The sequence below is a fragment of the Paraperlucidibaca wandonensis genome, assembly GCF_042677145.1.
GTDB lineage: Bacteria > Pseudomonadota > Gammaproteobacteria > Pseudomonadales > Moraxellaceae > Perlucidibaca > Perlucidibaca wandonensis.
Genome location: NZ_JBHTIT010000001.1, coordinates 1,075,600 through 1,089,681 on the forward strand (window position 1 = coordinate 1,075,600; position 14,082 = coordinate 1,089,681).

15 protein-coding genes and 1 tRNA gene are annotated in these 14,082 nt (G+C 53.1%); 4 read left to right on the forward strand and 12 right to left on the reverse strand.

Translation table 11 applies throughout. The features are described 5' to 3' along the window. Positions 1 to 4: 4 nt before the first annotated feature. The 5 genes from bamC to ACFQ0F_RS05030 all read right to left on the reverse strand — a co-directional run bounded on the left by bamC (position 5) and on the right by ACFQ0F_RS05030 (position 3,403). Positions 5 to 574, reverse strand: a complete 570-nt coding sequence (gene bamC / locus ACFQ0F_RS05010; RefSeq protein ID WP_379069729.1) for an outer membrane protein assembly factor BamC — start codon at positions 572 to 574, stop codon at positions 5 to 7. Then, a complete protein-coding gene (dapA, locus tag ACFQ0F_RS05015) occupies positions 571 to 1,449 on the reverse strand; it encodes a 4-hydroxy-tetrahydrodipicolinate synthase (protein WP_379069732.1) in 879 nt (292 codons plus the stop codon). Before dapA ends, bamC begins: the two co-directional genes overlap by 4 nt. 135 nt (positions 1,450 to 1,584) lie before the next feature. After that, a tRNA-Gly gene (locus ACFQ0F_RS05020) sits at positions 1,585 to 1,660 on the reverse strand. 72 nt (positions 1,661 to 1,732) lie between these two features. Further along, complete coding sequence (locus ACFQ0F_RS05025) at positions 1,733 to 2,140, reverse strand: phasin family protein (protein WP_340676490.1); 408 nt, start codon at positions 2,138 to 2,140, stop codon at positions 1,733 to 1,735. 33 nt (positions 2,141 to 2,173) lie between these two features. Next, positions 2,174 to 3,403, reverse strand: coding sequence for a hypothetical protein (locus ACFQ0F_RS05030; protein WP_340676489.1), 1,230 nt, complete (start codon positions 3,401 to 3,403; stop codon positions 2,174 to 2,176). A gap of 111 nt (positions 3,404 to 3,514) precedes the next feature. Here ACFQ0F_RS05030 and ACFQ0F_RS05035 point away from each other — a divergent pair, with 111 nt between their 5' ends. Beyond that, a complete protein-coding gene (locus ACFQ0F_RS05035) occupies positions 3,515 to 4,303 on the forward strand; it encodes an SCP2 sterol-binding domain-containing protein (protein ID WP_379069736.1) in 789 nt (262 codons plus the stop codon). Positions 4,304 to 4,320: 17 nt separating this feature from the next. Here the strand turns inward: ACFQ0F_RS05035 and ACFQ0F_RS05040 are convergent, their stop codons facing one another. The 4 genes from ACFQ0F_RS05040 to htpG all read right to left on the reverse strand — a co-directional run bounded on the left by ACFQ0F_RS05040 (position 4,321) and on the right by htpG (position 8,231). Beyond that, the gene (locus ACFQ0F_RS05040; protein ID WP_340676487.1) at positions 4,321 to 4,623 is read right to left on the reverse strand and encodes a hypothetical protein; all 303 of its coding nucleotides are present in this window, start codon (positions 4,621 to 4,623) and stop codon (positions 4,321 to 4,323) included. A 10-nt stretch (positions 4,624 to 4,633) separates the two neighbouring features. Next, entirely contained in the window at positions 4,634 to 5,161 is a 528-nt protein-coding gene (sixA, locus tag ACFQ0F_RS05045; RefSeq protein WP_340676486.1) for a phosphohistidine phosphatase SixA, read from the reverse strand. A 2-nt stretch (positions 5,162 to 5,163) separates the two neighbouring features. Then, the gene (locus ACFQ0F_RS05050; protein ID WP_340676485.1) at positions 5,164 to 6,192 is read right to left on the reverse strand and encodes an NAD(P)H-dependent glycerol-3-phosphate dehydrogenase; all 1,029 of its coding nucleotides are present in this window, start codon (positions 6,190 to 6,192) and stop codon (positions 5,164 to 5,166) included. 122 nt (positions 6,193 to 6,314) lie between these two features. Next, entirely contained in the window at positions 6,315 to 8,231 is a 1,917-nt protein-coding gene (htpG, locus tag ACFQ0F_RS05055) for a molecular chaperone HtpG (protein WP_379069741.1), read from the reverse strand. Positions 8,232 to 8,495: 264 nt separating this feature from the next. Between htpG and ACFQ0F_RS05060 the strand changes: the two genes are divergently transcribed. The 3 genes from ACFQ0F_RS05060 to ACFQ0F_RS05070 all read left to right on the forward strand — a co-directional run bounded on the left by ACFQ0F_RS05060 (position 8,496) and on the right by ACFQ0F_RS05070 (position 11,533). Next, positions 8,496 to 8,978 carry a DUF3015 family protein gene (locus ACFQ0F_RS05060; protein WP_340676483.1) on the forward strand — a complete coding sequence of 161 codons (483 nt, stop codon included), beginning with the start codon at positions 8,496 to 8,498 and terminating at the stop codon, positions 8,976 to 8,978. 62 nt (positions 8,979 to 9,040) lie between these two features. Next, positions 9,041 to 10,978 carry an Lnb N-terminal periplasmic domain-containing protein gene (locus tag ACFQ0F_RS05065; protein WP_379069744.1) on the forward strand — a complete coding sequence of 646 codons (1,938 nt, stop codon included), beginning with the start codon at positions 9,041 to 9,043 and terminating at the stop codon, positions 10,976 to 10,978. A gap of 72 nt (positions 10,979 to 11,050) precedes the next feature. Next, complete coding sequence (locus tag ACFQ0F_RS05070; RefSeq protein WP_340676481.1) at positions 11,051 to 11,533, forward strand: FKBP-type peptidyl-prolyl cis-trans isomerase; 483 nt, start codon at positions 11,051 to 11,053, stop codon at positions 11,531 to 11,533. 77 nt (positions 11,534 to 11,610) lie between these two features. Here ACFQ0F_RS05070 and ACFQ0F_RS05075 read toward each other — a convergent pair whose 3' ends face one another. From ACFQ0F_RS05075 to sucD, 3 genes are all read right to left on the reverse strand, one after another. Beyond that, positions 11,611 to 12,555: an alpha/beta fold hydrolase gene (locus ACFQ0F_RS05075; protein WP_379069747.1), complete on the reverse strand. Its 945-nt coding sequence runs from the start codon at positions 12,553 to 12,555 to the stop codon at positions 11,611 to 11,613. 189 nt (positions 12,556 to 12,744) lie between these two features. Next, positions 12,745 to 13,062, reverse strand: a complete 318-nt coding sequence (locus tag ACFQ0F_RS05080; RefSeq protein WP_340676479.1) for a TRL-like family protein — start codon at positions 13,060 to 13,062, stop codon at positions 12,745 to 12,747. A gap of 139 nt (positions 13,063 to 13,201) precedes the next feature. After that, complete coding sequence (gene sucD / locus ACFQ0F_RS05085) at positions 13,202 to 14,080, reverse strand: succinate--CoA ligase subunit alpha (protein ID WP_340676478.1); 879 nt, start codon at positions 14,078 to 14,080, stop codon at positions 13,202 to 13,204. Positions 14,081 to 14,082: the final 2 nt, after the last annotated feature.

Here is a 14,082-nt window from a genome sequence, read left to right on the forward strand (position 1 = left end):
AAAATTAAGGCCAACGAACTTGTAAGGTGCCGAGCAAATTACGCGACAAGGCAACCGGTGCCAGAGTCTCGTCATCGCGTTGCACGCTAATCACATAGGCTTCAGTGGCACGGATCATACGCAGCTGATAATCCTGATCACTAATGGTGACGTAGACGATGCCCAGCGACTGATTACGATCTTTGATTTTCACATCGATGGCTTTCAAAGTGCGGCCAAGCTCATCCCAAACGCGTTCGCGCGGGCCAACCACACGCAGCTCAGGCACGCCGTTGCCATCGGTGCCGAACTTTACTGGCGTACGGCCGGGAGCATCTGGCAATGCAGCAAGTTCAACGTTTACGCGAGCTTTCATCTCAGGGGGAAATGGTGCTTCAGCAGGCGCTTTAATCGGCTCCGCCGCAACACGAGGAATAGGATATAACGGCGTGATTGGGCGCGTAGATACATCGCCAGGAATAACTAATGGCGGCGACGACTTAGCATCGACATAGGCCAAGCTGCGGTCACGAAAAAAGCTGCTGCACGCGGGCAAAACCGACACTGCTAGCAACACACACACAAAACGTTTCATGACAGCACTCCAGATGCCACTAAAGCGGCGCGCACAGCAGGTCTAGCCGCTGGCGATAACACAGTGAGTGGCAGGCGCGTACCCAGTTCGATACGACCCATTTCAGCTAGAGCCCATTTCACAGGGATAGGGTTTGCTTCGACAAACAGCGCCGTATGCAGTGGTTTGATTTTATCGTTCTCGGCATGGGCACGAGCAGCATCACCAATCAATGCAGCCTCACAAGCTTGAGCCATAACTTTCGGCGCAACATTGGCCGTTACAGAAATATTGCCTTTAGCGCCCGCTAAAATTAGATCAATAGCCGTGGCGTCATCGCCTGAGTATACCGCCATGCCCGCGCCCAATAAGCCAATCAGCTCACGCCCGCGCTCGAGATTACCCGTGGCATCTTTAATGCCAACAATATTACGCACGCCGAGCAAGCGCGCCACAGTGGCATTGAGCATATCAACGCCAGTACGGCCCGGCACATTATAAAGAATCTGAGGAATATCAACTGCTTCCGCCACTGCTTTGTAATGCAGATACAGACCTTCTTGAGTAGGCTTGTTGTAATACGGCGTCGCTAGCAAGGCAGCATCTGCACCAAGTTTTGCAGCTTCGCGCGTCAGCACAATGGCCTCAGCCGTGGCGTTAGCGCCGGTTCCGGCAATAACAGAGACCCGACCAGCCGCGACTTCAATGACCGTGCGGATAACGCTCAAATGATCCTCAACCGACAACGTTGGAGCTTCACCGGTCGTACCAACAGCAACGATACCGTGCGTGCCTTCGGCGATATGCCATTCGACTAAGTGTTTGAGCGCAGTCCAATCTACCGAACCATCGATTTTCATGGGGGTGACTAAAGCTACTAAGCTACCAACGATCATGCGGCTCTCCACTGGGGCACGGACGGTATAAATAAGGCGCCAATGGTAACGGCCAGAGGGGTCTGCTCACAAGTGAAAAACTAGCCCCTGAAACGACAAAACCCCTAAGCCGCGAAGCATAGGGGTTCTGAAATTTGGAGCGGGTAACGAGGCTCGAACTCGTGACCTCGACCTTGGCAAGGTCGCGCTCTACCAGCTGAGCTACACCCGCGCGAGACATGCTGTCTCTGTGTGGTGGCGAATTCTAAAGAGGCCGCCACTAGCTGTCAACACTGTCTGGGCGCTATTTTTTCTTCGACAGCTGCACAGCGAGCTGCTCGATGACGCGCGTCAAATCATCCATGCGTTGAGTTAGCGTTTCGATGTCTTTTTGGTTGGGAATACCCAAGCGCGACAAGGTGCTACTTAGGCGCTCGTCGATCACACGCTCAACTTTCTCGCGCGTGTCGCTGGCCTTCTCAATGACTTTATCTTTGATCTCTTCAGCGGCGTTGTCGGCCAAGTCGCGGGTTTTGTGCTCCAACTCTTCGCCGATCTGCACGAGGTTGTCAAAAAGCTTACCGCCCTCTTCTTCTGCGCGTGAAAACGCACCTAAGCCCGCCAGCCAAATTTGCTGGGTGTATTTACGTAAGTCTTTTGCAGGGGATAATTTCAGTCGACCGCGCGCGGCCTGTTTTGCATCATTAGTCATAAATACCTCAATTCAGGCCATAGTGTGCGGCTTTTATAGACCAACCATCAAGAGCCATTGCAGCATTCCTGCTACACCACCGAGTAAGGCGCCAAGGCCGATCAAGACCCATTCATCTTCTTTAAAGGCTGGACGCAGCAAGTCTTGGAAGGCGCTATTGCTCATGGCCTTTAAGCGCCCGCTAAACACGCGATCGATCACTTGCGAGCGCTCATCAGAAAAGCTCGCCTCGGTAATCGAGTCTAGCGACATCGCCACTGCGCGGTCAGTCACCGTGTTTTTCAGATCAATATAAGCCTCGGCACCCATGGCCAGCTGCAAGGCCGCACGAATCACCGATGAGTCTAGCAAGGGCCGCAAATGCCGCTTCACAATGGCGCGCGTCTTGCCAGCTTGCGGGCCTGTGAGCACTTCGACCATGAGATTGCGTAAATTAATAATTTCCGCCGTGGTCAGCGCCGAGAGTTTATCGGCAACTTCGGATTTACGGCGCATAAATAGGCCATGCAAATGCAGCGGCCCCCAGCTAATCGGCTCAACTGGGCGAAAAATCAGGTTTAGCGCCAGCCAGTTGGTTAGGTAGCCGACCACAAAGCCAAACAAGGGCAACAGCCATGGTTCGGGATAATAAAGGTAAATACCTAGCTCAAGCAGACCGAAAAGAAAGCCAAAGTAGGCGCCCGAGCGCACCACGAAGCGCAGCTCATTGGCGCCCACTTCGGTGAATACTCGCACCACTAGGGCTTTATTGGCACGCATCATGCGCACGACCATGTCGCGCAAGTCGACTAATTGCTCGATGTTCGCCGCCATGTCTTCGACAATATTGTCCATGACCTCGGGTAGTTGACGCCGTGTGCGCGCATAAACGCGACGGCGCACCATCAGTGGCACACGCTCCCAGAGCACGGCGTGGTTTTCGCGCATCACTTCATCGATATAATCTTCGATGCGCTCATCAATACTCTTAGCGATGTGCTCAGCTATTTTCTCCGGCTCCATGGCCTGAAATAGCTCAGATAAATCCGCCAATTTAGCCAAGGCGTTATCGACGACGATACCCGCCATCTTGCCCGACTTTGCTGGCACAATACCCTGCCAACCGAGGCGTAATGGGCGAAAGCCAACAAACTCGATGGGCTTGAAGGTCATCGCTAACGCTAGCCAGTTCGTCAACCAACCAACCAGCGCCGCCACCACGGGAATGGCTAGGTAGGTATAGGCTTGTGGCTGTTCGAGCCATGCGGTGAGCCAGTCGTTCATCTATTTCCTGTGAAAATGGGAAGCATTAGACCGAAAAATCGCGCAGAATTGGTCGGATAATCGCGCAGTATACACAGACGCCGGAGCACACGGCGGCGCCCGAGGCTGGCAATGACTGATAATAACAATTCCTTCGACCATGCTAGCGACAATGACAGCACAGAGCGCGATTTAGCGCCTAGCCTAATGGCCGAGCTCGGCTTAGGTGTGGTTGAAAGCCTGCTAAACGCCTGCATCGAACACGATGAGCTCACCCGCGCCCAAGTATTGTCACGCGAGGGCTTAGTTGTGCGCGTTAAATCTAACGATCCCGCGCTAACCGCCTATTTACTCTTCACCGCCCATGGCATCGAAATCAGCAGCCGTAGCCCCGGTCGCGCCAGTGTCCGCATCAATGGCTCATTACTCTCGCTACTTGGTGTCCTCACCGGTCAACAACGCCTCGATAACCCTGGGCGTATCCGCCTTTGGGGCGATAGCGAAGCGGTTAATTGGCTGGTCGATCTCCTGCAAGAAACCAATGTGCGCAGCGTATTTGCGCGCTGGCTGCGTGAGCACTTAAACGTTACCGAGTTGTGGCAGAAAATTCGTCGCCATGACCCAAGCTGGCTTAGCGATCTCATGCCGATGCCGGGCATGTTACGCGAAGCGCTAAGCGAGATTCAGGGCCTAAAAACCGCATTAGCTGAGCAAGAAAAGGCCTGGGCCGAACGCGAAGCCGCGTGGGCTAAGCAAAAACGCTGGGATATGTTGAGCATGGCTTTTGTGCTGCTGGCGCTACTCGCCACTTTGCTGCCCGGCGAAGACCTCAGCGTAAGGCTTGGCGGCATAGGTCAGGCAGAGTTAATGGCAATTGCCTTGGCGGTGGCGTTAGTCGCGAGTCGGACTTGGCGCAAATAGCGCGCCTTTAATGCGCTTTATTCGCTAGGCACCTTGCGGCGCTTCAACCACGACTTCATGCTTTCGTTAATCAGCTCACCACCAGAGCGCGCAGCCTTCCATGTGGTTTCGCGTAAGTCTTCATCTTGCCGAGTTTCAGCCAAGCTCTCGATCATCGCGCGCTTAACGCGAATCTCCACCGTGCGTGCCAATGACTCATGCAAGGCATCAATTTCACGCGACCACGTAGCCTGCCCCTGATTCATCAACCACCAGCGCGCAACCCATAGTGTCAGTGCACTCGATAGTACTGCCGTAAATAACATCGCTATAAAAATCATTGCCCTTGCCTCACTTATCGCCGGTAAAGCGTGTCATAAAGCTGCGTAAATCGCCCGAAGCTTCAGCTATTTCAGGGCGGTAACAGCCATCCACTTGGCCTAGGCCTGGCGCAATAATATCCAGCGCGAGCACGCGCACTTCCGCTAAATCGTAGGCATCACCGGTGGTCAGTGTGCCTTCAGCAATCCAGGCATATAAGCTGGCAATTAATGGCATGTGACTGACCACGATAAAGTCTTCAACACCTTCGCCTGCTAGCAGCGACAGCGCAGTTTCAGCGCGCAATGGATCACCATCTGGCGTTAGTTCTGGCACTTGTAAGGCTGGCTCCAAACCCAATGCCTGACTCACCACCGACGCCGTTTGCTGTGCGCGCAATAAAGGGCTGGTTGCAATGCGCACCTGACCACTAACTTGGCTACACAACCAATCCGCGACATTTTGTGCCTGTGCCCAACCGCGCTCGGTTAAAGGCCGAAGCTCATCGCGCTCAGCCTCGAAAGCGGCGTCGGCATGGCGTAGTAAATATAGGCGCATGCTTAATGCTCGCCGGGCTTAGGCAGGACAAATTCAACATCGCTGCTTTGGCTCGCCAGCATCATCGCTAACACCACGTCGTAGAGGCTTTTGCCGTTGTAAATGATTTCGTAGAGACCACTAACTATCGGCATGCGAATCTCCATCTCATCGGCCTTGTGCTTGACCATATGGATGGTGTTGATGCCCTCGGCAGTCTGCTCAAGGTCTTCGACTATCTCTTCAATGTTTTGACCAGAACCAATGGCAAAACCAACTTGGTAGTTACGGCTCAATGATGACGAGCAGGTTGCGAGCAAATCACCAACGCCCGCCAAACCTAAGAACGTTAGCGGGTTAGCGCCTAAATGCACGGCAAATCGGCTCATCTCAGCCAATGAACGTGTGAGCAGCATAGCGCGAGTGTTTTCACCAAGCTTATGCGCAGCAGCAATGCCTGAGGCCACGGCATAGATATTTTTCAATGCACCGCTAAGCTCGACGCCATAAACATCGGTATTGGCGAAGACGCGGAAGTATGGACATGACAGCGCTTGATGCACGGCGTCGCGCAAGCCTTCATCATGACTAGCGGCCACCGTGCCGGCAATCTGCTTAGCCATGATTTCTTTGGCTAGGTTTGGCCCGCTAATAACACCAATGCGCTCAAGGCCTGAGGCTTCACGCAAGATCTCGCTCATTAAAGCGAAGCTGCCTTTTTCCACACCTTTGGTGGTGCTTACAAGCATATGATCTGGACGTAGTGCTGGTTTGGCGGCGGTAATGACTGAGCGAAAGGCTTTGCTGGGAATAGAGACAAAGATTAAATCTGCGTTGCCTACGGTTGTCAGTAGGTCATCGCTAAATTGCAATTCTGGGCAAAGTGAAAAGCCTGGTAAGTAGCGGTTGTTTTCGTGGCTTGCGCGCATATCGGCAAGTTGTTCTGGGTCACGCAACCAGAGTGTAGTGGTATGGCCGTTGCTCGCTGCAAGGTTAGCGATCACGGTGCCAAAACTGCCACCACCTAAAACGGCGACTCTAAGCGTCGACATATAAAATCCTCAAAAGACGCCCTTGGAAACGCACTGTACATAAAAAAAGGGCATGGCGAGTATACCCATGCCCTTTTCATGAAAACCGATTTCTGTCGGACGATCCGTCAGAAACTGATCAGTTAAGACTGTAAAAGTCGCTGTACACGGCGCACATAGGCGGCTGGATCATCGAGTTGAGCGCCTTCAGCCAATGCTGCTTGGTCTAGCAAGACCATCGCTAGGTCGGCAAAGCGTGCGTCATCACCTTCTTCAGCCAAACGACTAATCAGGCTATGGCTTGGGTTGATCTCCAAAATTGGCTTCACTTCCGGCATTTTCTGACCAGCAGCTTCCATCAGCTGGCGCATTTGGAAACCAGGATCGAAGGCATCTAGCACCAAGCAAGTTGGCGACTCGCTCAGGCGCGTGGTGGTGCGCACGCTTTTCACACGCTCGCTCAAGGCTTTTTGTAGGCGCTCAACCAATGCTTCGGCTTGCTTGCTTTGCTCCTCAGTCACTTCAGGCTCGGCACTCTCGCCAGCAATCGCACTTAAATCCACTTCGCCTTTGCCGATGTGCTGGAATTTCTTGCCATCGAACTCGGTCAAATAGCTCATCATCCACTCGTCGATACGATCGGTGAGCAGCAACACTTCCACGTCTTTTTTGCGGAACAATTCGAGGTGCGGGCTGTTGGCGGCGGTGACGTAGTTCTCGGCGGTAACGTAGTAAATCGTGTCTTGCGCTTCTTTCATGCGGCCGATGTAGTCGGCTAGTGAAACTTCAGCTTTGCCTTCGCCCGTAGTGCTCGAGGCGAAGCGCAGTAGGCCGGCAATTTTGTCTTTGTTAGCAAAGTCTTCGGCTAAGCCTTCTTTCAGTACTTGGCCAAAGGCGGTGTAGAACTTCTCATACTGTTCTGGATCGCCTGCGAGTTTGCTCAGCATATCTAGGCTGCGCTTGGTTAGGGCAGACTTCATCGAGTCGATAATATCGGATGATTGCAGCAGTTCACGCGAAACGTTTAGCGGCAAGTCATTGGAATCAACGATGCCTTTAATGAAGCGCAGGTAAAGCGGCAAAAACTGCTCAGCGTCATCGCGAATAAACACGCGCTGCACATAGAGCTTGAGGCCGCGCGCGCCATCGCGCTGATACAGGTCAAATGGTGCGCGACCAGGCACAAACAACAGCGAGGTGTATTCGAGCTTGCCCTCAACCTTGTTGTGGCTCCAGCTCAGTGGGTTTTCAAAGTCATGGCCGACATGCTTGTAGAAGGCCTGATAATCCTCGTCGCTAACTTCCGAACGTGGGCGTGTCCATAGCGCTTTCGCTTGGTTCACAACTTCCCAGCTATCGGCCTCGCCTTCTTCCTCAGCTTTTTGCAGCAAGTGCACCGGCAGCGCAATGTGCTCAGCGTATTTATTGATGATGCTGCGGACACGGAATGCCTCAGCAAACTCCTGAGCCGACTCGCGCAAATGCAAGGTGATGGTGGTGCCGCGCTCAGCTTGTTCGAAGTTTTCTACCGTGAATTCACCAGTGCCTTCCGACTCCCAGCGCACGGCCTCAGTCGCTGCTGCACCGGCGCGACGTGTCGTTAGCACCACTCGATCGGCGGCAACGAAGGCTGAGTAGAAACCAACACCAAATTGACCAATGAGCTGACTATCTTTCTTTTCATCGCCACTGAGATTTTTGATGAAATCGCTAGTGCCAGAGCGCGCAATGGTGCCGAGGTTTTGCACGACTTCATCGCGGCTCATGCCAATACCGTTATCACGCAAAGTCAGTGTTTTCGCTTCAGGGTCAACACTAATCCAAATGCCTAGCTCGCTATCATCGCCAAGTAGCTCAGGTCTAGAGAGCGCTTCAAAGCGTAATTTATCGGCGGCATCAGAGGCGTTAGAGACCAATTCGCGCAGGAAGATTTCGGGATTGGAGTACATCGAGTGGATCATTAAATGCAGCAGTTTCGAGACTTCGGCCTCAAAGCCACGGGTTTCTTTTTTATCGGCGGCAGGTTTGTCAGCAGCAGATTGGTCGGCGGCGGTAGTCATAGCAGCTCCTTATTGCAAATAGGTTTAGTGCAGGAAGTTTTCACGCTCATGGCGAATAGTTTGTATATGAGGTCGTTTTGATAAATCTCAAGGGTAGAAATATCGCTAGCCTGAAGCACAAGCCTAGATAGCTCACTTAAAACAACCGTTTGTCTATAAAACGGGCACGCGTCAGGTTTTGTTTTTCGCCAATCGGGGTACACTCGAACGCGTCGCTGGGCTTCAGCTCTAGCAGGCGTCTTCTCAATGAACGAGGGTTTTTTCATGAAAAAGCAACTACTCGCAGTGGCCTTATTGGCTAGCATGAGCACCGTCGCATCAGCAGATCAAGATGTAGGTTGCGGTATTGGTACAATCTTGTGGGCTGGTCAATCTGGCTTAGTTCCTAAAGTGTTGGCAGCAACCACTAACGGCACATTGGGCAACCAAACTTTTGGTATCTCCACCGGCACCTTGGGCTGCCAACAAAGCGGCGTCATTAGCTCACGCGTACGCTTGAGCATGTACACCGGTTCCAACATCGAAAAATTAGCGCGTGATATGTCTGTTGGCCAAGGCGAAAGCCTAAACGTGCTGGCAGACCTGATGGGCGTGCCAGAAACCGACAAGCCTGCATTTTTCCAAGCAGCTCGCGACAACTTCGGCACCATTTTCGCTCCTGAAAATGTTACTGCTGGCCAAGTGCTAGACGCACTGAACAATGTCATGGCTGCTGACAGCACCTTGGTAGGCTACGTAAAAGCGTGAACTCAAGCGGTGTAAAGAGTCATGCAAAACAAGGAACCCTGCTTCGGCGGGGTTCTTTTATTTTGAATCGCGAATGGCGGCAATATGTCGGCATCTATGCCAGTGCATTGATGGCCTGCTCGATTGCCATGCCTAGCTTTGCGAGCTCAGCACTCGCTTTAACTGAAGCCGCACAGCGCCCGGCCTTAGCTGAGCTGGCGCAATCGCCTTACTGGCGATCTTTATTGCGCGATGAGAACCCGCGCTCAGACAACTACTCTAGTGCCGTCAGTTTCGATGGCTTTTTTCTTAGCCCAAATGGCTCCAATAACGCATTGGCTGAACTAGAAGCCACGGCCAATGAATTTGCCAAAGCCACTACGCCAAGCGTGACTACAAGCAGCGCCGTCGATACCGCGTCCGCCTGTCGCTATCCTGGCCGCCACGCCTGGCTCAGCCAACAGCGTCCCGATCTCGCCGCACAATGGCCAAAGGCCGATTGCCCCGAACTCAACACCTGGCTAACTGGCCTTGATGCCAACCAAGTGACGTTAGTATTTGCCAGCGACTATTTAAACAACCCATCGTCGATGTTTGGCCACACGCTGATGCGCATCGACGCCGCCAGCCAAAGTGACGACACCCGCCTACTTTCTTACGCCATCAACTACTCCGCGCAAACCAATACCAATAACGGCCTCGAATTTGCCATCAAAGGGCTTACTGGCGGCTATCCTGGCGCTTACTCATTGCTGCCCTACTACGAAAAAGTTAAAGAATATAACGACTGGGAAAGCCGCGACTTGTGGGAGTACGAACTAGCATTAACGCCAACCGAAGTACGGCAAATGCTCTTGGTATTTTGGGATTGGCGCGGCATTAGCTCGCCGTATTACTTTCTCAGCCGCAACTGCAGCTATGAGCTGTTAGGTCTCATTGAGATGGCAAGACCAGGCCTCGACTTACAGTCGCAGTTCCCGGTGGCAGTCATCCCCACCGATACCGTGCGCGCGGTATTGAAAGAGAAAGACCTACTCAAGCGTGTGACGTGGCGAGCAGCCAGTGGCACTCAGTTACAGGCGAGTCTCGCGCGCAATGACTCAACCACTAACGCTGCCGCAAAGCGCTTAAGCCAAGATGCCAAGGCCGATGTTTCCTCGCTAGCACCGGTACAACGCGCTCGTGCTTTGGAAGTTGCCTACGACGATTTATACACACGCCACGTTAATCACAAGGCCAGCGCAGACGCGCCATTGCAACTACGCAGCTTGCTAACCCAACGCGCGGCAGTGAATGTGCCCAATCAACGCATCGAGGCACAAAGACCGGCCCACGACCCAAGCCAAGGCCACGGCACAGCCCGAGTCAGTATTGGCGCAGGTTATGACGACAAAGCCTACGCGCTTTTAGCATTTCGCCCGGCCTATCACGACTGGCTAGACAGCACGGCTGGCTATCGCGCTGGCGCCCGCATCGACTTCCTCAGCGGCAGCTTGCGCGCCGATGATGATGGCCTGCACATCGAGCAATTTACCGTGGTTGGCATCGATTCATTAGCACCAATAAACGCGCTCAGCTCGCCGCTGTCGTGGTCGGTTCGCCTCGGTGCTGATCGCCGCTTGAGTGATGAGCATATTGCTCGCGCCGATCGCCAACGCCACTCTGCGACAACATTCGAAGGCGGTGGCGGTATCGGCTGGGGCGTTGGCAATGCACTGTGCTATAGCCAATCGCATAGTCGCCTGCAAGGTGGCTCAGCTTTGAGCGATGGCTGGGAAGCAAGCACCGGCCTACGCTCTGGCTGCACCGGCGGTGTCATTGCCGACTCAGGCCGTGAACTGCGCTGGCTAGTCGATGTGAAAAATCTCTACGCCTATCCAGCCAAGCGTGTAGACCACGAGTTGCGCAGCGGCCTGCAATGGTCCTATGAGCGCAATCAAGCCATTGAATTCAGCCTCAATCGCGAATGGCGCGCCGATGCATTGAGCACTATTAGCTTGCAATGGCATCGCTATTTTTGATTCGCGGCCAAATCAGATACCATATCGCCCAGCCATTTGGCCTCCCACACCCAATAACCCCATAGGTTTTTTATGCAAATTGCTCAAGACAGCGTCGCGCTCATCGACTACACACTCACCAACGATGCCGGCGATGTCATCGACAGCTCAAAAGGCGGCGAACCACTCGCCTACTTGCACGGCCACAGCAACATCATCCCAGGCTTGGAAAATGCCTTGGTTGGTAAAGTCGTTGGTGACAGCTTAAAAGTCAGCGTTGAACCAGCTGAAGGCTACGGCGAACTGAACCCAGAGTTGCTCGAAACTGTGCCGCGCAACCTGTTCCAAGGTGTCGACAACATCGAAGTTGGCATGCAATTCCAAGCGCAAACTGCGCAAGGCATGCAGGTCATCACTGTGAAAGCAGTCGATGGTGAAGAAGTCACCGTCGATGGCAACCACCCATTAGCCGGCCAAACGCTGCACTTCGACGTCACCGTGACTGAAGTTCGCGCTGCATCGGCTGAAGAGCTAGAGCACGGCCATGTTCATGGCGCTGGTGGTCACCACCACTGAGTTAGGTCTTAGCTAGAATTTAGCGCCTAAGCAAAACGCCCCGATCATCGGGGCGTTTTTGTTTCTGCACGTGATGGCTACTTCAAGCCTGTGGCAAAGTCATTAATCTCCTTCACCACCCGCGCCGTTTGCGTGTGATGTGGCGCATGGCCTGTATGCGCTAGCAACCCCACTTTCGCCTGCTTAATCACTGGCAATACACGCCGGCCATGGTTCCAGTACGGCACCAAAATATCATCCTCACCGTGGATGATCAGCAATGGCTGCTTCACTTGATCATAGAGCGGACTCAGCACCTGCATATATTCGTTGAGTTGGTTCATGTCGCGCACATTGCGCTGAAATGTCGCTGGTCGTAACGCCAAGGCCACCGCGGCACGATCTAAATGCCCCTCTGGCATGGTGTCAGGCGTGAACACTTCCTGCACGTTATTCGCCAACACCAATGAGCCCAGCGGGTACACCAGCGTCCAAGCAAACAATGGCCCAATGAGCGGCTTATCGCCGATCTCATAAGTCCAATTCAAAGGTCCTGCCCAATGCCCTGCCACGCCGCTGAGCAAAATGCCGCCGCTAATGCGCTCAGGAAATTTCACCATCGCCGCCATCACCACTGAGCCTGCCCAAGAATGACCTAAGACCAGTGGCTTTTTCACACCCAACTCTGCCGAGGCTTTCAGCAATAGGTCTGCTACAGCGGCTGGATCAAACCACGCGTCATCCGCTGGCGCTTGGCTGTGGCCATAACCCGGGCGATCCAAGGCGATAACGCGATGCGTTTTAGCCAGCTCCGGCAATATGCTGCTAGTGAACTCCTGCAAATTTGAACTGGCACCATGAACGAGAATAATGCCCGGCCCTTCCCCAGCAATGACATAGTGCAGGCGAATGCCATCTACCGTGATGAACTGCCCAATCGGCGGATGCTCACGCTCTAGCCACCATTGGCCAATACCCGTCCACAGCATCAAGCCAATAATAATGGCGGCTAATAATGTAAAAAATCCAGAAAATACAGACATGCACGCCCTCAACACAATCGATCATTACTGCTTAGTCACGCAATGGCGGTGAGTATTACACGCCGCAGATTATTCAATGCGCAGAAACGAAAAAGCCCGCTTAAACATGAGGCTTAAGCGGGCTCTCCAAACATGCCTAAAGGAGCACTTACTCAGAAGCAATCACTCGTAAATGCTCCCCGTAATTATTTAGGAGCCAGTCACTAACGTACAGAAGCGGCCATAAGCACCTAAGAGCGAAAATGAGTCATAGCTCACAGACGATACTTTAGTGATGTTGGCGCTACGCTTTGCTTTTTCAATGGACGCATCGCCGAAAGCAAACAGACCCAATAGGCTGGTTGCACAGCTTGTGCCCTGCTTATTGGCTGCTTCGTTTTCTGTGGCCATGATAGGCGCACGAACATTGGTATATACCAAGCCCAATGTTGGCGTAGCAACTGCTACACAACCCGACAAGCTAGCCGTCAGTGCCGCAGCAGCAGCAATTTTTTTAATTAAATGCATTATATTTTTTCCATGAAGTCACGACCTTGTGACCTCTAGGAATCTAATAAATGTTTAGGTATTGGGTCAACACCGCTTGGACAAAAAAGCCCGCTTAAACATGAGGCTTAAGCGGGCTTTGGCTTTGCAGACTTAAAGCTTATTTCCAGCCAGTCAACTCAGCAATGGCCGCACCCAGCATCGCTGGGTTCGACACGGTTTTTACACCAGCAGCTTCTAGCGCAGCAAACTTCTCATCCGCTGTGCCTTTACCACCAGAAATGATGGCACCGGCATGGCCCATGCGCTTGCCTGGAGGTGCAGTAACACCGGCAATGTATGATGCGACAGGTTTGGTAACATGCGCTTTGATAAACTCAGCAGCTTCTTCTTCAGCCGAACCGCCAATCTCGCCAACCATGATGATGGCTTCGGTTTGCGGGTCGTTTTGGAATAGCTCCAAAGCATCGATAAAGGTCATGCCTGGGATTGGATCACCACCAATACCGATGCAGGTTGACTGGCCAAAGCCTAGGTCAGTGGTCTGCTTCACGGCTTCATAGGTCAATGTGCCGGAACGCGACACGATGCCTACTTTGCCTGGCAAGTGAATGTGACCGGGCATGATGCCAATTTTGCATTCGCCTGGCGTGATGATGCCGGGGCAGTTTGGCCCGATTAAGCGCACACCGCCTTTACGCACGATGTACTCTTTCACGAACAGCATGTCGATGGTTGGCACGCCTTCGGTGATACACACCACCAGCTCAATGCCAGCATCGACAGCTTCTAAAATCGAGTCTTTAGCAAAAGCGGCTGGCACATAAATTACGGTCGCCGTAGCACCGGTTTTCTCAACGGCTTCGCGCACAGTATCAAATACTGGCAGACCCAAATGCGTTGTGCCGCCCTTACCAGGCGTAACACCACCGACCATTTGCGTGCCATAAGCAATCGACTGCTCGCTGTGTAAAGTGCCTTGCGAGCCAGTAAAGCCTTGGCAGATCACTTTCGTATCTTTGTTGATCAGAACACTCATGC

Excerpts from the sequence above, each read along its gene's own strand:
- ACFQ0F_RS05080 (WP_340676479.1), bottom strand. The coding sequence starts at position 13,062 with ATGCATTTAATTAAAAAAATTGCTGCTGCTGCGGCACTGACGGCTAGC.
- ACFQ0F_RS05025 (WP_340676490.1), bottom strand. The coding sequence starts at position 2,140 with ATGACTAATGATGCAAAACAGGCCGCGCGCGGTCGACTGAAATTATCC.
- ACFQ0F_RS05030 (WP_340676489.1), bottom strand. The coding sequence starts at position 3,403 with ATGAACGACTGGCTCACCGCATGGCTCGAACAGCCACAAGCCTATACC.
- bamC (WP_379069729.1), bottom strand. The coding sequence starts at position 574 with ATGAAACGTTTTGTGTGTGTGTTGCTAGCAGTGTCGGTTTTGCCCGCG.
- ACFQ0F_RS05060 (WP_340676483.1), top strand. The coding sequence starts at position 8,496 with ATGAAAAAGCAACTACTCGCAGTGGCCTTATTGGCTAGCATGAGCACC.
- ACFQ0F_RS05075 (WP_379069747.1), bottom strand. The coding sequence starts at position 12,555 with ATGTCTGTATTTTCTGGATTTTTTACATTATTAGCCGCCATTATTATT.
- sucD (WP_340676478.1), bottom strand. The coding sequence starts at position 14,080 with ATGAGTGTTCTGATCAACAAAGATACGAAAGTGATCTGCCAAGGCTTT.
- ACFQ0F_RS05035 (WP_379069736.1), top strand. The coding sequence starts at position 3,515 with ATGACTGATAATAACAATTCCTTCGACCATGCTAGCGACAATGACAGC.
- ACFQ0F_RS05070 (WP_340676481.1), top strand. The coding sequence starts at position 11,051 with ATGCAAATTGCTCAAGACAGCGTCGCGCTCATCGACTACACACTCACC.
- htpG (WP_379069741.1), bottom strand. The coding sequence starts at position 8,231 with ATGACTACCGCCGCCGACCAATCTGCTGCTGACAAACCTGCCGCCGAT.
- ACFQ0F_RS05040 (WP_340676487.1), bottom strand. The coding sequence starts at position 4,623 with ATGATTTTTATAGCGATGTTATTTACGGCAGTACTATCGAGTGCACTG.
- ACFQ0F_RS05050 (WP_340676485.1), bottom strand. The coding sequence starts at position 6,192 with ATGTCGACGCTTAGAGTCGCCGTTTTAGGTGGTGGCAGTTTTGGCACC.
- dapA (WP_379069732.1), bottom strand. The coding sequence starts at position 1,449 with ATGATCGTTGGTAGCTTAGTAGCTTTAGTCACCCCCATGAAAATCGAT.
- sixA (WP_340676486.1), bottom strand. The coding sequence starts at position 5,161 with ATGCGCCTATATTTACTACGCCATGCCGACGCCGCTTTCGAGGCTGAG.